Here is a 15,135-nt window from a genome sequence, read left to right as displayed (position 1 = left end):
AAACGATCATTGAAAAACGTGGAGGCGCAAACATAACGGTGTTCGACTATGCAACCCTGCCGGTACTCTGAAATCGTGAGTAGTGAGATTTTCAAGCCGCGCAACATCATCGTGACCGGCGGATGTGGGTTTATCGGAGCCAATTTCGTGCGCTATGTGGCACGTAACCATCCTGACGTGCACATAACCGTGCTCGACAAGCTGACATATGCAGGAAATCCGCAAAATATCGCCGGTCTCCCGCAGTCACAAGTAGAACTTGTGCAAGGTGACATTTGCGATGCTGCACTACTGGAACGTATCGTGCCCGGGCATGACGCGATCGTGCATTTCGCGGCCGAATCACACAACGACAATTCCATTGCCAATCCCGAACCCTTCATTACAACAAATGTGGAGGGTACGTTCCATTTGCTTGAAGCCGCCCGTAAGTATGACGTACGATTCCACCACATCAGCACCGACGAAGTGTACGGCGACCTTGCACTCGACGATCCACGCAGATTCACCGAAAGTACGCCATACAAGCCGTCGAGTCCGTACAGTGCGTCGAAAGCGGCGTCCGACCAGCTGGTGCGCGCATGGGTGCGCACGTACGATCTACGCGCCACGATTTCCAACTGTTCCAACAATTACGGGCCGTACCAGCATGTGGAAAAATTCATTCCACGCCAGATCACTTCCATCATGGAGGGCGTGCGTCCGAAACTATATGGCACAGGCGAGAACGTGCGCGACTGGATCCATACGGAAGACCACTCTTCTGCGGTGTGGGAGATTCTTACACGCGGGCGGATCGGCGAAACATACCTGATCGGCGCGGACGGTGAAATGAGTAACATCGCCGTGATGCGTATGATTCTGCGGCTTATGGGGTGTGCCGAAGATGCGTTCGACTGGGTGTGTGACCGTCCTGGGCATGATCGACGGTACGCGATCGATTCCAATAAGCTGCGTACCGAACTCGGCTGGCGGCCCGTGCACACCGATTTCGAAGCCGGTTTGCAAGCGACCATCGCTTGGTATGCTGCCAACCGCGCCTGGTGGGAGCCCGCCAAAGCCGCCACCGAAGCCCGCTACCGCGCCCAAGGCCAGTAAGAATTCGGTTCGTGTGGCGCAAGCCGGACAATTGAAGTTCGGTAAGCGGTGATCGAGGAGACACGTTGCAGGCGAGTCAACCTCGCCGGGGAATGGATGTGTGGTTTGGCGTACATTTTGTTCGCTAGCCTTAGTTGCAGATCCAGGTTTGGTGAAGGATGAAAAACGGCCGCACCTCGAAGGTGCGGCCCCTATTGCGTCTCCTGGTGCGTGGCAACTGACAACTTTTGTTAAATGGAAGGTGTTGTCAAGCCTCTAAGCGACGCGAGGTCGCGCCTGCACGGCATAGATGCGTAATTCATGGGCATATCTCGCTTATGTATGGCAGATTTTGGGGTTTGTACGGAGGCATCTCGCTTATGTATGGCAGTCTGTTTTTGAAACAAGCCAGTTAGGGGGTAATTTTGCACCCTCTAACTGCGGTCTTTCCGGAATGACCTGCCATATATAAGCGAAATGTCTCCGGGCGACCTGTCGAATCTGCCATATATAAGCCCGATATGGTGGGAAAAAGTTTTATTGGGCGGAAATCGATGGCTGAATCTCGTTGGGTCCTACGATGGTCTCATCTAAAGCAACGGACCGTCAAACAGTTCGTCGTGGGATCCCATGCGAATGAATCGGATTGTCGACGCTTCCGGCCGCTCCGAGTAGATCACCAACACATCCATTTTCCCTTCGGCAAGATGGAATTCCGCATATCCCGAGTAGATTCCTCGTGGGTGATCAAGCATGTGAGGATTATATGATTCCGGAACGTGCCCGTACTCCTCAATAGCTTCGATTACATATTCGAGTTCCGTTACGATTTGAGGTATCCGTCGTGAGATGCGTTTGAAGTCGGTCTGAAATTGTTGGTCGAATTTAATGGTAATCATGGCGCTTTGCCTGTTCAGCCGTGATTGTTGTGCAGCCAGGCGATGGCGTCTTGCGCGCTGTTGAAGGTGGCCGCGTCGTCTGGGAGGATACCGCGTTCCTTGGCTTCGGCTTCGAGCATGGCGCGCTTGGTCTGCTCGTTTGGTTCCGCGGCGCGCACGGAAGTGTCGAAAGGCAGGCGCTGCTGGTTCACGAGCTGGATGCTCGCCATGGTCACGTAAGTGTTGAAATTCATGCCTATGGCGTCGAGTGTCTGGTTGACCCGGGCTTTCAGATCGTCGTTCATGCGAATGGTAATATTGCCCATCTGAATCACCTGCCCTAATCTTGCGTGCAATTAATGTGTATTCTACGTAAAATGCACGCATAATGCAAAATAAAGGAAAGTCGGCAGATGGTATCTCGCTCATGTATGGCAGATTTTGGGGTTTGCACGGAGGCATTTCGCCTATGTATGGCAGTCTGTTTTTGAAACAAGCCAGTTAGGGGGTAATTTTGCACCCTCTAACTGCGGTCTTTCCGGAATGACCTGCCATATATAAGCGAAATGTCTCCGGGCGACCTGTCGAATCTGCCATATATAAGCCCGATGTGGTGCGAAAATGCTTGTAATGGGGGCGAAGTTGCAGACTTGGATGACTTTGGCCCCGTTGAACGTAGGGTTTGGCGCTGACGTCGGCGCTAACCGTCGGGGCGGCTTACTTGACTTACTTGGCGGACTCGAGTTTGAGTTCTTGGCTGGCGACCACCGACTTGGCGGCCGCGTCGAGTTCGTTGGTGATGTTGCGCAGGTTGTCGGCGTATTTGCGAATGTCGTCCGTCGCTTTGGTGAAGTCGCTGGCATTGCCGCTTGCGGGGCATGCTGGCGCGCTTTCCACGGCTTTGGCCAGTGTGATCGCATCCTTCAGGGTTTCGAGCGTGGTGCCGTCCGCCACGTCATTCACGGTGAGTTTCGCTGCTTCTTCAGCTTCTTGTTGCGCTTCTTCAAAGTTCTGCTGATGCGTGGCGAGCGCCTTCGCATTCAACGTGCAGGTGTCGCTGGCGGCTTGTGTCATTTCTCGCTTGTTGGAGACTGCGATGATGGCGACGGCTGCGAGCGCGATGGCAGCTACTGCGATCATGGCGATGATGGCGATGGTCTTGCGCTGTTTCACATTGTTTTTCTGCATGGTTGGCTGCATGGTGGTTCCTCTCTTCTTGTGTGGCGCTCATTTCAGACAAAACGTTGTGAGTATACAAAAAACACTTCCGAGAAACGATTTACCGCTGGAAATAATGCGGATTATTTTGCTGTGAAAGGAATTTGTTTGTGATTGCGATGCTGGGCGCGTCAGGATCGCATGGCATTTATGCTGGAGGGAGAAACGTTTTAAGGGGGTTTGATGGCGTATCGTGCGACACTGAAGGATGTGGCCGCTGCCGCGGGGGTGTCTGTGACGACGGTTTCGCTGGTGTTGAATAATCGACCGGCTCGCGTGTCTGAGGAGAAGCGCAAGGCCATTGCCGACGCGGCGAAGAAGCTGAATTACGTGCCGAATCAGAGCGCGCGAAGCTTGGTGACCAAGCAGTCCCAGCTGGTTGCGCTGATCGTGCCTGATATTAAGAACTTGTTTTTCGCGGCGCTTGCCAAGTGTGTGGAGGATGAGTGCGCCGCGCAGGGGTATTCGCTGATTGTGGCCAATTCCGATGATTCGCGTGTTACCGAGCATGAGTTGTTGCAGCGCCTTCCGGCTCGTGGGGTGGACGGTGTGATGCTGATTCCGGCGCGCGAGTCCTGCGCTGGCGATGCTGCTGAGCGGTTGCGTGAGGATGTGGCGCTTGTGTCGTGCCCTGTGGTGTTGATTGATCGTTTGACGCAGTGCGGTTGGTGCGATGCCGTTGGTTTTGACAATTATCTTGGCGGTCGTTTGGCTGCCCGTTATCTGTTGGAGGGTGGTCATACTCGTATTGGCATTGTGACTGGCGATACTGCGGAGTCGAGTGCTGCGGAGCGTCGTCGTGGGTTTGTGGATGCCGTCGAGCAGTCGGGGAAGCATTTTGATTCTTCGCTGTGTGTTGAGGGTGATTACCGTTTCGGTAGTGGCTATCATGCTGCGGATCAGATCATCGATGGCGGGGCGACGGCCGTGTTCTGCTGCAACGATGTGATGGCGCTTGGCTTCCGTCAGCGTATGGCGGAGCGTGGGTTGCATGTTACTGAGGATATGCAGGTGATTGGTTACGACAATATTCTCAAACGATTCGGTCTTGGTTGGCGTATGACCACCGTTGAGCAGAGCGTGACTGATTTGGCCGCCGCCTGTTGGGGTATGTTGCGTAAGCGGATTGATGTTGCGATTCGTACCAAATCCGGCGTGGATTCGAGGGCTGCTCGCCCGTGGCTTTCTAATCCGCAGGTTGAAGTGCTTACGCCGAAACTGGTGCAGGCCGCCTGCGCGTAGGATTGAGGATTTTTAGATACCTGCGGATCATGATGAGACGGGTGGCGCTGATAAATCTTGATTAAAGTGTCGTCGGAGTTTCTTATACGGTTAAATTGTTGGAAATAAAAGCAACACGCCGTAGGGTAGTGCCGAATTTGCGTTCTTGATAAAACGCTTTATCATAAATCTTGTCAACACAACACAATCGAGAATGTGCTCGATGTATAACTGACGACGCACCCGTATGGTGGTGGACCGTCGTCAGGCCCGTCAAAGAGGAAAGGCACACACATGAAAAAGATGATTCTTGATCTTGATACCGGCGTTGATGACGCGCTTGCCATTTCGTATGCTCTGGGAAGCCCGGAGATTGAACTGATCGGCATCACCGGCACCTACGGCAACGTGCTCGTCGAGCAGGGTGTGCGCAACGCACTGGCCGTGACCGACCTGCTCGGCCACCCGGAAGTCAAGGTGTATCAGGGTTTGCCGCACTCCAGCACCACCGACCATTTCGAAGTACTGCCAATCTCCGCGTTCATCCACGGCGACAACGGCATCGGCGACGTGGAAATCCCTGATTCCAACCGCTCCGTCGAAACCGAATCCGCGGTAGACTTCATCATCGACGCAGTGAAGACCTATGGCAAGGATCTCGTCTACGTGCCGACCGGCCCGATGACCAACATCGAAGCCGCACTGAAGAAGGCTCCGGAAATCAAAGACGAAATCGGCCAGATCGTGCTCATGGGTGGCGCACTGACCGTGCCCGGTAACTGCAACGCCTGCATGGAAGCCAACATTTCGCAGGATCCGGAAGCCGCCGACTACCTGTTCCGTTCCGGCGCTCCGACCACTATGATCGGCCTCGACGTGACCCTGCAGACCCTGCTCACCTACAAGGAAACTCAGCAGTGGCGCGATCTCGGCACCAAGGCCGGCAAGTTCCTGGCCGACATGACCGACTTCTACATCAAGGCCTACGAGACTACGTCCCCGCACCTGGGCGGCTGCGGTCTGCATGATCCGCTCGCCGTCGGCGTGGCGGTGGACCCGACCCTCGTCACCACCCTTGACATCAACATGAAGGTCGACGTGGAAGGTCCGACCCGTGGACGCACCATCGGCGACGAAACTCGCCTGAACGACCCTGTCAAGACCATGAAGGTGGCCGTCGGCGTTGACGTGCCGCGCTTCCTGAACGAATTCATGACCCGCATCTCCGGCCTCGCGGCCAAAGCCGAATAAGCGTAACCAGCCAAACAATCGCGTATCACAAATCGCGTATCGCGTATCGCGCAATTCGAGAGAATCAAGGATTTTTACAATGTCTAACAAAACAACCGCTGTGACCAGCGCCGCATCCGCTGATCCGTTCGACGATCCGGTGACCAGCAACAAGATGGCCATCCGTTCCCTGATCCCGCTGCTGATCACCTTCGTGCTCGGCACCCTGTGCCTGCAGGGCTTCAACCTCGTGTTCCAGCAAGTCGGCGCCGACGTCGGCGCTCCGAACCAGGCATCCCTGATCACCGCATTCCCCAGCATCGTGCTCGGCATCGTGTGCTTCATCTACGGTTCCCTGGGCGACTTCGTCTCCCTGCGTAAGCTCGTGACCGTCGGTCTCGTCACGCTGTTCATCGGCTCCCTCTTCGGTTTCGTGGCAAACTACTTCTTCGCCGCAAACCTGTGGACCGTGATCATCGCCCGTGTGCTGCAGACCGCAGGCGAACAGGTGGCGGGCTCAGCCTTCTTGGTGGTGGCCACTAAGTACTTGCGTAACGATTTGAAGGTCATCTTCTTCGGCCTGTTCACCGCCGCATACCAGCTGTCCGCTTCCATCGGCGTGTTCGCAGCCGGCATGCTCAGCTCCATCGCATGGCAGTTCCTGTTCCTGATCCCAGCCGTCACCATCCTGTTCCTGCCGATCCTGCTCAAGACCCTGCCGTCCAAGAGTGGCAACGGCCAGAAGGTCGACGCATTCGGCTTCGTGATCTTCGGCTTCGCCACCGCATTCCTCACCCTGTTCTTCTCGTACATGGCATGGTGGATGCTCGTGGTCTCCCTGCTGCTGTTCGTGGCATTCGCCTTCTACATCAACAAGGCCTCCAACCCGTTCATCACCCCGGCGTTCTTCAAGAACACCCGTTGGCTGCGCGCCATCTGCCTGATCCTCGTGTTCTACTTCGTGAACTACGCACTGAGCCCGATCTTCAATGCCATTGGTACCAACATCTACGGCATGACCACCACCCAGGTTTCCCTGCACATCGTGTGGGCCTTCGTGGTCGCCGCTGTGGTGGGCACCTGCTCCGGCATGATCATCCGCAAGATCGGCATCAAGGCCGGCATCGTGACCGCAGGCACCCTCATGTTCCTGGGATGGACCGGCGCGGCATTCTGCGTGAACTCCGGTTTTGTGGTGCTGACCCTGTGCGCATGCGTGTTCTACGCGGGCTGTGGCCTTATGTACTCTCCAGTCGTTTCCACCGTGCTCGGCACCATTGAGAAGGACGAATCTGGTCGTGGCGTCGGCATGAACGATCTGGCTATGAACGTATCTCCGTCCATCGGCATTGCCATCATCGGCAGCCTGCTCGGCTCCAACGCCCTCGCAGGCAGTTCCATCACCGGTGCTACCGGTGACGCCGCCAACTATTCCAACCTGCTGCTGATCGCCGCCGGTACCGCACTGCTTGGTCTGATCGTGTTCTTCGTCTTCAAGAAAAAGATCTACGAAGGCAACCATGCGTTGGAAACCGAGGAATCGGCTAAATAATCGCACATAACATCCTCAATATAAACAATGGAGATTTGCGATAATTGCGAATACTGAAAAACAATATTCCGCAAATCTCCTTTTTATTTAATTAATGTAAGGAAGTCAAAGATGAGCGCGACTGAAGTTCTCTCTGCATTGGACCGCATCCACGGCACGGTGTCCGTAATCGGCTCGATGAATGCGGATTACACCGTCACCGCACAGCGTCTGCCAGGGCCGGGGGAGACCATCACCGGCGGTCCGCTGCAGCTGTTACCAGGCGGAAAATCCGGCAACCAGGCGGCCGCCGCAGCGCGCATCGGCGCAACCGTGCAAATGTTCGGTGCGGTAGGCTCCGATTCCAACGCCGACTTCCTGCTGGGCGCCCTGGGCGAAGCTGGTGTGAACACCACGCATGTTCGCCGCGTGCTCGGACCATCCGGCACAACCGTGATCACCGTGGACGCAGCCGGCGAAAACACTATCGTGTACTCGCCGGGTTCCAACGCGCAGGTCACCGTGGATTATGTTGAATCCGTGCGCGAGGCGCTGGTACGTTCTTCCGTGCTTGGCCTGTGCTTGGAAAGCCCGATCGAAACGGTGACGGCCGCCGCACGCATGTGCCACGAAGCGGGCGTGAAAGTGTTGCTCAACGATTCGCCGTTCACCCCGTCGCTGCCGGCCGAACTGGTGGAAGCATCCGACATTCTGCTCGTCAACGAGCATGAGATGGTGCAATTGCTGGGCATCGACGAGCCTGAAAACGATGATTGGGACGGTTTCGACTGGGATCATGCGCTGGAAGCGATGCGCGGATTCGGTTTCGAACAGGCGATCGTGACGCTCGGCGGCGACGGTTCCGTGGTGTTGGATTCCACTTCGGCAGCGCCGATCCAGCGAATTGCCCCCGTGCGCGTTAACGCGGTGGATACCACCGGTTGCGGTGACTCCTTCATGGGTACTGTGCTGGCCGGACTCGCCTCGGGCATGACATTGAGCGAAGCGGCCGAGCTTGCCTCATACGTGTCCGCATACGCTGCCACCGGTTATGGCGCGCAGGCCTCTTATGGCAATGCTGCGCAAATCCGTGAAGCATTCGCCAAATAACGGAAGCGAGGATGCCTATCGGACGCTAGCCAGATTTCTCTTTTCTCTCTTGATACGCGGGGTGCCGCATCCTACCGACGTAGGATGCGGCACCCCGTTTTTGGGAAGATCTGACATTAAAAACTCGCCGACCGGATGGGGGCGAGTTTTTGTTACGTTGAAAAGATTGCGCGAATCAGGCGTAAATGTTGCGCGGACGCATGTCTTCGGGCAAGCCGTTGAGCAGCGTGGAAACGGAGCCGGATTCGAACACGGAGCGGATGCCGGCAGCCAGTAGCGGAGCTACGGACAGCACGGTCATGTTCGGCAGACGCTTCTCCTCCGGAACGGGCACGGTGTCGGTGAGTATGATCTCCTTGGCACCGCAATTCCTCAGGCGTTCCACAGCCGGGCCGGACAGCAGACCATGGGTGGCAACCAACGTCACGGACTTCGCGCCGGCATTGTTCAGCGTGCGCACAGCCTCGCAAATGGTGCCCGCGGTGTCGATCATGTCGTCAACCACCACGCAGTCGCGGCCTTCGACTTCGCCGATAATGCCATGTGCCTCGGCATGGTTCGGGCGAGTGATGTCACGAGTCTTGTGGATGAAGGCGAGCGGCAGATTGCCAAGCTTTGCGGCCCATTGCTCGGAAACCTTGATGCGGCCGGCATCCGGAGACACGATGGTGGTGTTCTCAAGCGGCATGTTGTTACGCACGTAGTCGAGCAGCACCGGAGTGGCGGTGAGGTGATCGACCGGACCATCAAAGAAACCCTGCTCCTGGGCGGCATGCAGGTCAACCGTCATAATACGGTCGGCGCCGGCTGCGCGGAACAAGTCGAAAATCAGGCGGGCGGTGATGGGTTCGCGGCCCTGATGCTTCTTATCCTGACGAGAATAGCCAAGGAACGGTGCGACCACTGTGATGGAGCGGGCGGAAGCACGCTTCATGGCGTCAACCATGATGAGCTGTTCCATGATCCACTTGTTGATCGGCTCGGTGTGCGCCTGCATCACGAACGCATCGGCACCACGCACCGGTTCGGTGTAGCGCACGTACATCTCGCCGTTAGCGAAATCGTAGGCCGTGGTTTCAAGCACGTCGATTCCCAGGTATTTCGCGGTTTCATGGGCTTGATCAGGGTATGCACGACCCGTTACCAAAGCCAGTTTTTTATCCGGAGTGCCTTCGAGAATCGCCGACATGCTTCGCCTTCCACAAATCTAGAGTCGCGTAAATACGGTATGCCAACCGTACAAAAGTAGCTGTATTCAATATAACAATGCGGGTGCCCATGACGCGCCTGTTTTGCGGAACGTGCGCGATTGCCGCTCGTCCAGCAGAAGGGCTATGCTGAACAGGTTGTCTGAAATGCATCTTTATACCTCTTATATAGATGTGTGAAGGCAGTACGCATACACACTCCTGCCATGGAAGGTCCATGGCCGATAGTCCGAAGGAGGTGGGTGATGTCTGCGCATAAGTACGAACTGATGTTCATTGCCGATCCTGAGCTGGATGAGCGTGGTCTGAAGAAGCTGACCGAGCAGTATCTGGAAACTGTCACCAAGGAAGGCGGTGCTGTCGAGAACATCGACATCTGGGGCCGTCGCAAGCTTGCCTACGAGATCGCTGGCAAGACCGAAGGTAACTACGTTGTGGTCAACTACTCCGCTGAGCCGGCCACCAGCGACGAACTCGATCGTCTGCTGAACCTGAACGAATCCGTCATCCGCACGAAGATTCTTCGCAAGTAAGTAATTCCAAGCTTTTCAAGCTGCAAAACAACAAGCTGCAAAGTAAGTAGGTAACGATGGCAGGCGAAACGATTATCACTGTGGTGGGTAACCTCACCGCTGATCCCGAAATCCGTACAGTTGGCAACGGCTCGTCCGTGGCCAGCTTCACGATTGCCTCCACTCCGCGTACCTGGAACCGTAATACGGGCCAGTTTGAAGATGGTCAGGCCCTGTTCATGCGCTGCTCCGCGTGGCGCGACATGGCCGAACATTGTGCGCAGAGCTTAAGCAAGGGCATGCGCGTGATCGCGCAAGGTCGTTTGCAGCAGCGTTCCTACCAGGCGAACGATGGTTCCCAGCGCACGGTCGTCGAGCTTCAGGTCGATGAGATTGGCCCGTCCCTGCGCTATGCGACCGCCCAGGTCACCCGAACCTCCAGTGCTAACAGTGGTAATTTTGCCGGCAATCGTGGTGGCAACAATTTCGCTGGTGGCAATGGCGGATTCAACAATGGTGGCTTCGCCGGCAATGCCGGTGGCTATCAGGGTGGTGCCGGATATTCCGGTGGTGCAGGCTATCAGGGCGGAGCTTCCGCTCCAGCCAACGCCGCGCCCGCCATGCAGCCCGCTCCGGCATCGGATCCGTGGGGCAGCTCGGATAATTCCGGTTCCTCCTCGTTCGGTTCGTTCGGTTCCTCCGAGTTCGGCGGAAACAGCGACGAACCGGAATTCTGATCCGATCTGGATCGCAGCTTAAAGCAGCTTAGAAGAAAAGCGATTTCCAGTTTTTAAGGAGAACATCAAGATGTCACGCAAGAGGCCGCAGCCGCCGGTCAAGCCGTTTAAGAAGAAGCCGAATCCACTGAAGGCCGCCAAGGTCACCGAGATCGATTACAAGGACGTTGCCCTGCTGCGCAAGTTCATTTCCGATCGCGGCAAGATTCGTTCCCGTCGTATCACCGGTGTTTCCGTGCAGGAACAGCGCGAGCTCGCCAAGGCTATCAAGAACGCCCGCGAGATGGCTTTGCTGCCGTACGCCACTTCCGGTCGCTGATCTGAGAGAGGTTTGAACAATGGCTGAAGCTAAGGTTATTCTTACCAAGTCCGTCAATCACCTGGGTCACCCGGGCGACGTCGTGACCGTCAAGGCCGGTTACGCTCGCAACTACCTGATCCCGCAGGGCCTCGGCTTTGCTTGGTCCAAGAACGCTGCTGCCCAGATCGAGGCCATGAAGCGCGCTCGTCTGGCCAAGGCCGTCGCCACCCGCGAAGAGGCTGTTGCAGCCAAGGGCCTGATTGAGGGTTCCGTCGTCGAAATCGCCGCCAAGGTCTCCGAGTCTGGCAAGCTGTTCGGTGGTGTCTCCGCCGACAAGATCGCCATCGCTCTGTCTTCCAAGGTTGCCGTCAACCCGAAGAACATCACCGTGGATCCGATCAAGACCACCGGCGAGTTCGCTGCGACCGTCGCTCTGCACCCGGAAATCACCGCTTCCTTCACCGTGAAGGTTGTCGCTGAGTGATTTCGGCCCCATTCATCAAGACTGCATTCGTTGCAGCCATGATGAATGACTTCAGACTGAGATACGTCTGAGCTTAAGCATGGAAAATCCCCTTGCACCAGCTGAAAACAGTTGTGCAGGGGGATTTTCATATTTGATCAGTTGTAGCCACCGTCATTAGTTGGTTTGTCGCAACTTGGGCACGTCATGGTCGTTACTTTCCTTCTCTCGTGCGGAAACGGTGCTTGGAAGCAACCTAAGCTCAATCCTTAAGTGGGTGTTGCGTGAAGCATGCTGATTCACTCAAGAAGAGCGATTTACCGTCAGTTTTCATGCATGGCTGTGCAAATGAATTAGCGGGAGCGTTTGGGGCAACTGGATTGCAAGGAACTGAATTTGTGAAGAAATTGTGATTTCCTGCCTTGATTGTGCTCTTTAGGTAGGAAATATGATGGTTGAATCGCGTTTTTCTGCGATTTGCGCAATATGCCGAAATCGTTGAAAAATAGCGGTTTTACAACCGCGACACGCCGAAAGTTGCATTCTTCTCGATTCTGAGTATATTTACTTCTCGTGCTCAGCGAGAACAAAACCTCGCAAGACCAACGCCCCTTTAGCTCAGTTGGTTAGAGCAGCTGACTCTTAATCAGCGTGTCCAGGGTTCGAATCCCTGAGGGGGCACAGATAAAACCTTGGAACTTCGGTTCCAAGGTTTTTTTGTTTTCCGATTTCCGTATGACTGTCCGGCAAGCCGACGGCCTGTCAAGCCTTTTTGTGCTCGACTTCCAGTGTGGGGAGTAGTGTTGGACGCTGTTGTCCGCCGAGAGCGGAATCGACATCAATCTGATTCTTACAGAGAAGAAGCAATAGAGGAAACAGCAGTGGAATACTCGACTTTTGTCAAACTTGCGGCCGAATTCTTCGGTACCGCCATTCTGATGATCTTCGGCAACGGCGCTGTCGCGAACGTTGAACTGAAGAACACCAAGGGCCACCATGCAGGCTGGCTGAACATCGCCATGGGCTATGGCTTCGGCGTGATGTTCCCGGTGCTCATGTTCGGTGGCGTTTCCGGCGCGCACATCAACCCGGCCATGACCATCGCCCAGGCGGTGAACGGCCTGTTCGACTGGAATCTGGTGCTGCCGTACATCATCGCTCAGCTGCTCGGCGCCGCAGTCGGTCAGCTCGTGGTATACATCACCTACTATCCGCACTATAAGGACACCGAAGACGCCGACGCCATCCTCGGCACTTTCTGCACCACCGACGCTCACAACGATCGCGTGAACTACTTCGTCAACGAGTTCTTCGGCACCCTCGTGCTCGTGGTCGGCGCACTGTGCTGCCTGTCCCTGCCGTGGGGTGAGGAAGACCATGCTGCCGCATCCATCGCGGTTGGTTTCATCGTGTGGGGCCTCGTGACCTCCATGGGTGGTCCGACCGGTCCTGGCCTGAACCCGGCCCGCGATCTCATGCCGCGACTGCTGCACGCCATCCTGCCGATTCCGTCCAAGGGCTCCTCCCGCTGGGACGAGGCTTGGATTCCGGTCGTCGCCCCGGTTCTGGGCGCTATCGTCGGTGTGGCCATGTTCAAGCTGTTCGTCTGATCGTCTGCAGTCATTCGTGATTTGTTTGTCTGACTGTCACATAAGTTGCGTTTGACATATAAGAACTGACATGCAAAGCCTGTTTTCCTCGGAAATTTTCTGGTTCGGGGGAAACAGGCTTTTTGCATGCCCATTATTGGCTGGTAGCGTTGCCTTGGAAGAGATATGCTGCCACCCGCGTGACGTCAGCATAGGACTGCGGAATAAGCGGAAATAAAACTGCAGAATAGGGCCTATAGTCCGAAATACGCGTTGAACTCGGCTTGGTCGAGTACACGATCCGAAGTGTTGGCGCGAACGGCGCTCCAACTGAATTCGCCAAGCGCTTCGGCGGCGTTCATAGGCTGCGGCTTGGTATGTTCCGGATTGCCTTGCAATCCAAGCAGCCATGCGCAATAGCCGATGATCTGTTGCGCGGTGACGCCATGTGCCGTGAGAATACCGAGATCGAGCGAGCGTTCGCGTTTGGCGAGGCGTTGACCGGCCGCGTTGTCGATAAGGGGCAGATGCGCGTATGAAATGGCCGCATCGGCAGGTTCGGAAGACTGGAATCCCGCAGCGATAAGGGCTTTGCGGATATAGATTTGCAAAGCGTTGGAGCGTAGCAGGTCGCGGCCGCGCACAATGTCGGTGATGCCCATGTCAAGATCGTCCACGGTGACGGCCAGCTGATAGGAGTAGATGCCGTCCGATCGGCGGACGATGGTGTCGCCGATGTCTTGGGCGAGGTTGTAATGCTGGTTGCCGAACACTTCGTCGTGAAAGGCGATGGTGGTGTCGGTGGTGGCGATGCGCAGCGAATGGCGGTCTCCGCTGGCGAGACGTTGCTTCACACGTTGCGGGTCGTTGGCGATGAGTCGGTGGCATGTTCCCGGATATACGGTGAAACGGTCGCCTTCCTGCGGTGCCGACGCGGCGCGGATGTCGGCGCGCGAGCAGAAGCAGGGGTAGATGAGCGGCGTTGCGCCGGGTGTGTTTATGGTGTTGTTTGCGGTAGTGCCGTAGGAATCGGAATCGTAGGAACCGATGCCGATAGTGCTGATAGTATCGCTGATTTCGTCAATGTTGAGGTTGGTGAGAAGATTGAGCGCTTCCTGATATAGGGTGTGTCGCGCCGATTGGAATACTGGTTCGCCGTCCCAGTCGAGACCGAGCCAGCCGAGGTCGTGCATCATGGTTTCGGCAGCGCCGGGAACGACCCTCGGTTCATCGATGTCTTCAATGCGCAATCGTATGGAATCGCCTGTTTTACGTGCGGAAAGCCAAGCTCCAAGCATGGCGTAGACATTGCCGATATGCATGCGGCCTGATGGGGTGGGTGCGAATCGGCCGGTCATGGTGGCTCCTTTGATACATCGATGGTGACAGTATGCAACTGTACCTTCTGGGACTCGTTCAGGTTCAGCGTAGGGCGATTCGGGTGGCGCAAACCCCCATACCAGTGTGTATAAGGTGGTAGTATGTGCCGTTCCGGTACGTTCGTTTGCGAAGGTAATCTGCGAGCGTGGAAAAGGTATTCCGTTTTGTCGGGTGAATGAGGTCGATATGACGAAAAGGCAGTTTAGCAACACGGAGGTCGAGTATCTTCGTGCGTTGCCGGCGGTTGAGTCGGTTACGCAGAACAGAATCACGTATTCGCGTGATTTTCAAATCAGCTGCATGCGCAGATATTTGGATGGCGAGAGGCCAAGTTCGATTTTCACGTCGGCTGGATTGAGTCCTGCGATTGTCGGTCGCAAGCGTGTGGAGCGTAATATCGCGCGCTGGAAGGTGGATCCGGATATCATGGCCGCCGCGAAAAGCGGAGGTTCGTCGGGACCGTTGTCTGCCGAGACGCGCGAGCGACTGGTGTCCGTTCAGCTGGGGCAGATTCGGTCGTTGACATGTCAGGTACTTGAACTGAAGGATCGCATCGACGTTTTGGAACGGCAATTGAAAGAAATACAGAGATGAAGTGCGATAGCTGAAAAAATAGATTGTTTTTTCGGCGCGTGTTTAGTAAATCTTCCATATAGTGATTGTCGGACGGAGTCTTTGAA

General features: G+C 55.8%; 16 protein-coding genes and 1 tRNA gene. 12 read left to right on the top strand and 5 right to left on the bottom strand.

Annotation, left to right across the window (positions count from 1 at the left end; genetic code table 11):
* Window positions 1-48 precede the first annotated feature (48 nt).
* Window positions 49-1,098, top strand: a complete 1,050-nt coding sequence (gene rfbB / locus WMO36_RS04590; RefSeq protein ID WP_302147382.1) for a dTDP-glucose 4,6-dehydratase — start codon at window positions 49-51, stop codon at window positions 1,096-1,098.
* 569 nt (window positions 1,099-1,667) lie between these two features.
* On the opposite strand, the gene WMO36_RS04585 is transcribed toward rfbB, so the two are convergent.
* The 3 genes from WMO36_RS04585 to WMO36_RS04575 all read right to left on the bottom strand — a co-directional run bounded on the left by WMO36_RS04585 (window position 1,668) and on the right by WMO36_RS04575 (window position 3,155).
* Window positions 1,668-1,976, bottom strand: a complete 309-nt coding sequence (locus WMO36_RS04585; RefSeq protein ID WP_226669216.1) for a type II toxin-antitoxin system RelE/ParE family toxin — start codon at window positions 1,974-1,976, stop codon at window positions 1,668-1,670.
* A 14-nt stretch (window positions 1,977-1,990) separates the two neighbouring features.
* Complete coding sequence (locus WMO36_RS04580) at window positions 1,991-2,281, bottom strand: type II toxin-antitoxin system RelB/DinJ family antitoxin (protein WP_195524294.1); 291 nt, start codon at window positions 2,279-2,281, stop codon at window positions 1,991-1,993.
* A 400-nt stretch (window positions 2,282-2,681) separates the two neighbouring features.
* A complete protein-coding gene (locus tag WMO36_RS04575) occupies window positions 2,682-3,155 on the bottom strand; it encodes a hypothetical protein (protein WP_144090925.1) in 474 nt (157 codons plus the stop codon).
* Window positions 3,156-3,356: 201 nt separating this feature from the next.
* Between WMO36_RS04575 and WMO36_RS04570 the strand changes: the two genes are divergently transcribed.
* From WMO36_RS04570 to WMO36_RS04555, 4 genes are all read left to right on the top strand, one after another.
* A complete protein-coding gene (locus WMO36_RS04570) occupies window positions 3,357-4,415 on the top strand; it encodes a LacI family DNA-binding transcriptional regulator (RefSeq protein ID WP_349076969.1) in 1,059 nt (352 codons plus the stop codon).
* Window positions 4,416-4,688: 273 nt separating this feature from the next.
* Complete coding sequence (locus WMO36_RS04565) at window positions 4,689-5,645, top strand: nucleoside hydrolase (protein ID WP_117656552.1); 957 nt, start codon at window positions 4,689-4,691, stop codon at window positions 5,643-5,645.
* Window positions 5,646-5,724: 79 nt separating this feature from the next.
* Window positions 5,725-7,176 (top strand): MFS transporter, encoded by a 1,452-nt coding sequence (locus tag WMO36_RS04560; protein WP_144171207.1) that lies wholly within the window; start codon window positions 5,725-5,727, stop codon window positions 7,174-7,176.
* A gap of 111 nt (window positions 7,177-7,287) precedes the next feature.
* A complete protein-coding gene (locus tag WMO36_RS04555) occupies window positions 7,288-8,265 on the top strand; it encodes a ribokinase (protein ID WP_144164723.1) in 978 nt (325 codons plus the stop codon).
* 175 nt (window positions 8,266-8,440) lie between these two features.
* On the opposite strand, the gene WMO36_RS04550 is transcribed toward WMO36_RS04555, so the two are convergent.
* Window positions 8,441-9,454 (bottom strand): ribose-phosphate diphosphokinase, encoded by a 1,014-nt coding sequence (locus tag WMO36_RS04550; protein WP_144171209.1) that lies wholly within the window; start codon window positions 9,452-9,454, stop codon window positions 8,441-8,443.
* Window positions 9,455-9,718: 264 nt separating this feature from the next.
* Between WMO36_RS04550 and rpsF the strand changes: the two genes are divergently transcribed.
* The 6 genes from rpsF (at window position 9,719) to WMO36_RS04520 (ending at window position 13,096) form a co-directional block, all read left to right on the top strand.
* Window positions 9,719-10,006: a 30S ribosomal protein S6 gene (rpsF, locus tag WMO36_RS04545; protein ID WP_003810120.1), complete on the top strand. Its 288-nt coding sequence runs from the start codon at window positions 9,719-9,721 to the stop codon at window positions 10,004-10,006.
* Window positions 10,007-10,062: 56 nt separating this feature from the next.
* Window positions 10,063-10,722 (top strand): single-stranded DNA-binding protein, encoded by a 660-nt coding sequence (locus tag WMO36_RS04540; RefSeq protein ID WP_099595074.1) that lies wholly within the window; start codon window positions 10,063-10,065, stop codon window positions 10,720-10,722.
* A 70-nt stretch (window positions 10,723-10,792) separates the two neighbouring features.
* Window positions 10,793-11,041: a 30S ribosomal protein S18 gene (gene rpsR / locus WMO36_RS04535; RefSeq protein WP_003833963.1), complete on the top strand. Its 249-nt coding sequence runs from the start codon at window positions 10,793-10,795 to the stop codon at window positions 11,039-11,041.
* 19 nt (window positions 11,042-11,060) lie between these two features.
* Entirely contained in the window at window positions 11,061-11,507 is a 447-nt protein-coding gene (gene rplI, locus WMO36_RS04530; RefSeq protein ID WP_349076967.1) for a 50S ribosomal protein L9, read from the top strand.
* A 586-nt stretch (window positions 11,508-12,093) separates the two neighbouring features.
* A tRNA-Lys gene (locus WMO36_RS04525) sits at window positions 12,094-12,167 on the top strand.
* Window positions 12,168-12,367: 200 nt separating this feature from the next.
* The gene (locus WMO36_RS04520) at window positions 12,368-13,096 is read left to right on the top strand and encodes an MIP/aquaporin family protein (RefSeq protein ID WP_099571972.1); all 729 of its coding nucleotides are present in this window, start codon (window positions 12,368-12,370) and stop codon (window positions 13,094-13,096) included.
* Between the two features lie 233 nt (window positions 13,097-13,329).
* On the opposite strand, the gene WMO36_RS04515 is transcribed toward WMO36_RS04520, so the two are convergent.
* Entirely contained in the window at window positions 13,330-14,433 is a 1,104-nt protein-coding gene (locus tag WMO36_RS04515) for a glutamyl-Q tRNA(Asp) synthetase (protein WP_099571971.1), read from the bottom strand.
* A gap of 208 nt (window positions 14,434-14,641) precedes the next feature.
* Here WMO36_RS04515 and WMO36_RS04510 point away from each other — a divergent pair, with 208 nt between their 5' ends.
* Window positions 14,642-15,049 (top strand): HTH domain-containing protein, encoded by a 408-nt coding sequence (locus tag WMO36_RS04510; protein ID WP_033501456.1) that lies wholly within the window; start codon window positions 14,642-14,644, stop codon window positions 15,047-15,049.
* Window positions 15,050-15,135: the final 86 nt, after the last annotated feature.

The organism is Bifidobacterium hominis, assembly GCF_040095915.1.
GTDB classification, from domain to species: domain Bacteria; phylum Actinomycetota; class Actinomycetes; order Actinomycetales; family Bifidobacteriaceae; genus Bifidobacterium; species Bifidobacterium hominis.
The sequence above is the reverse complement of the archived record's forward strand: the minus strand, read 5'-3'. Positions and strand labels throughout refer to the sequence as shown.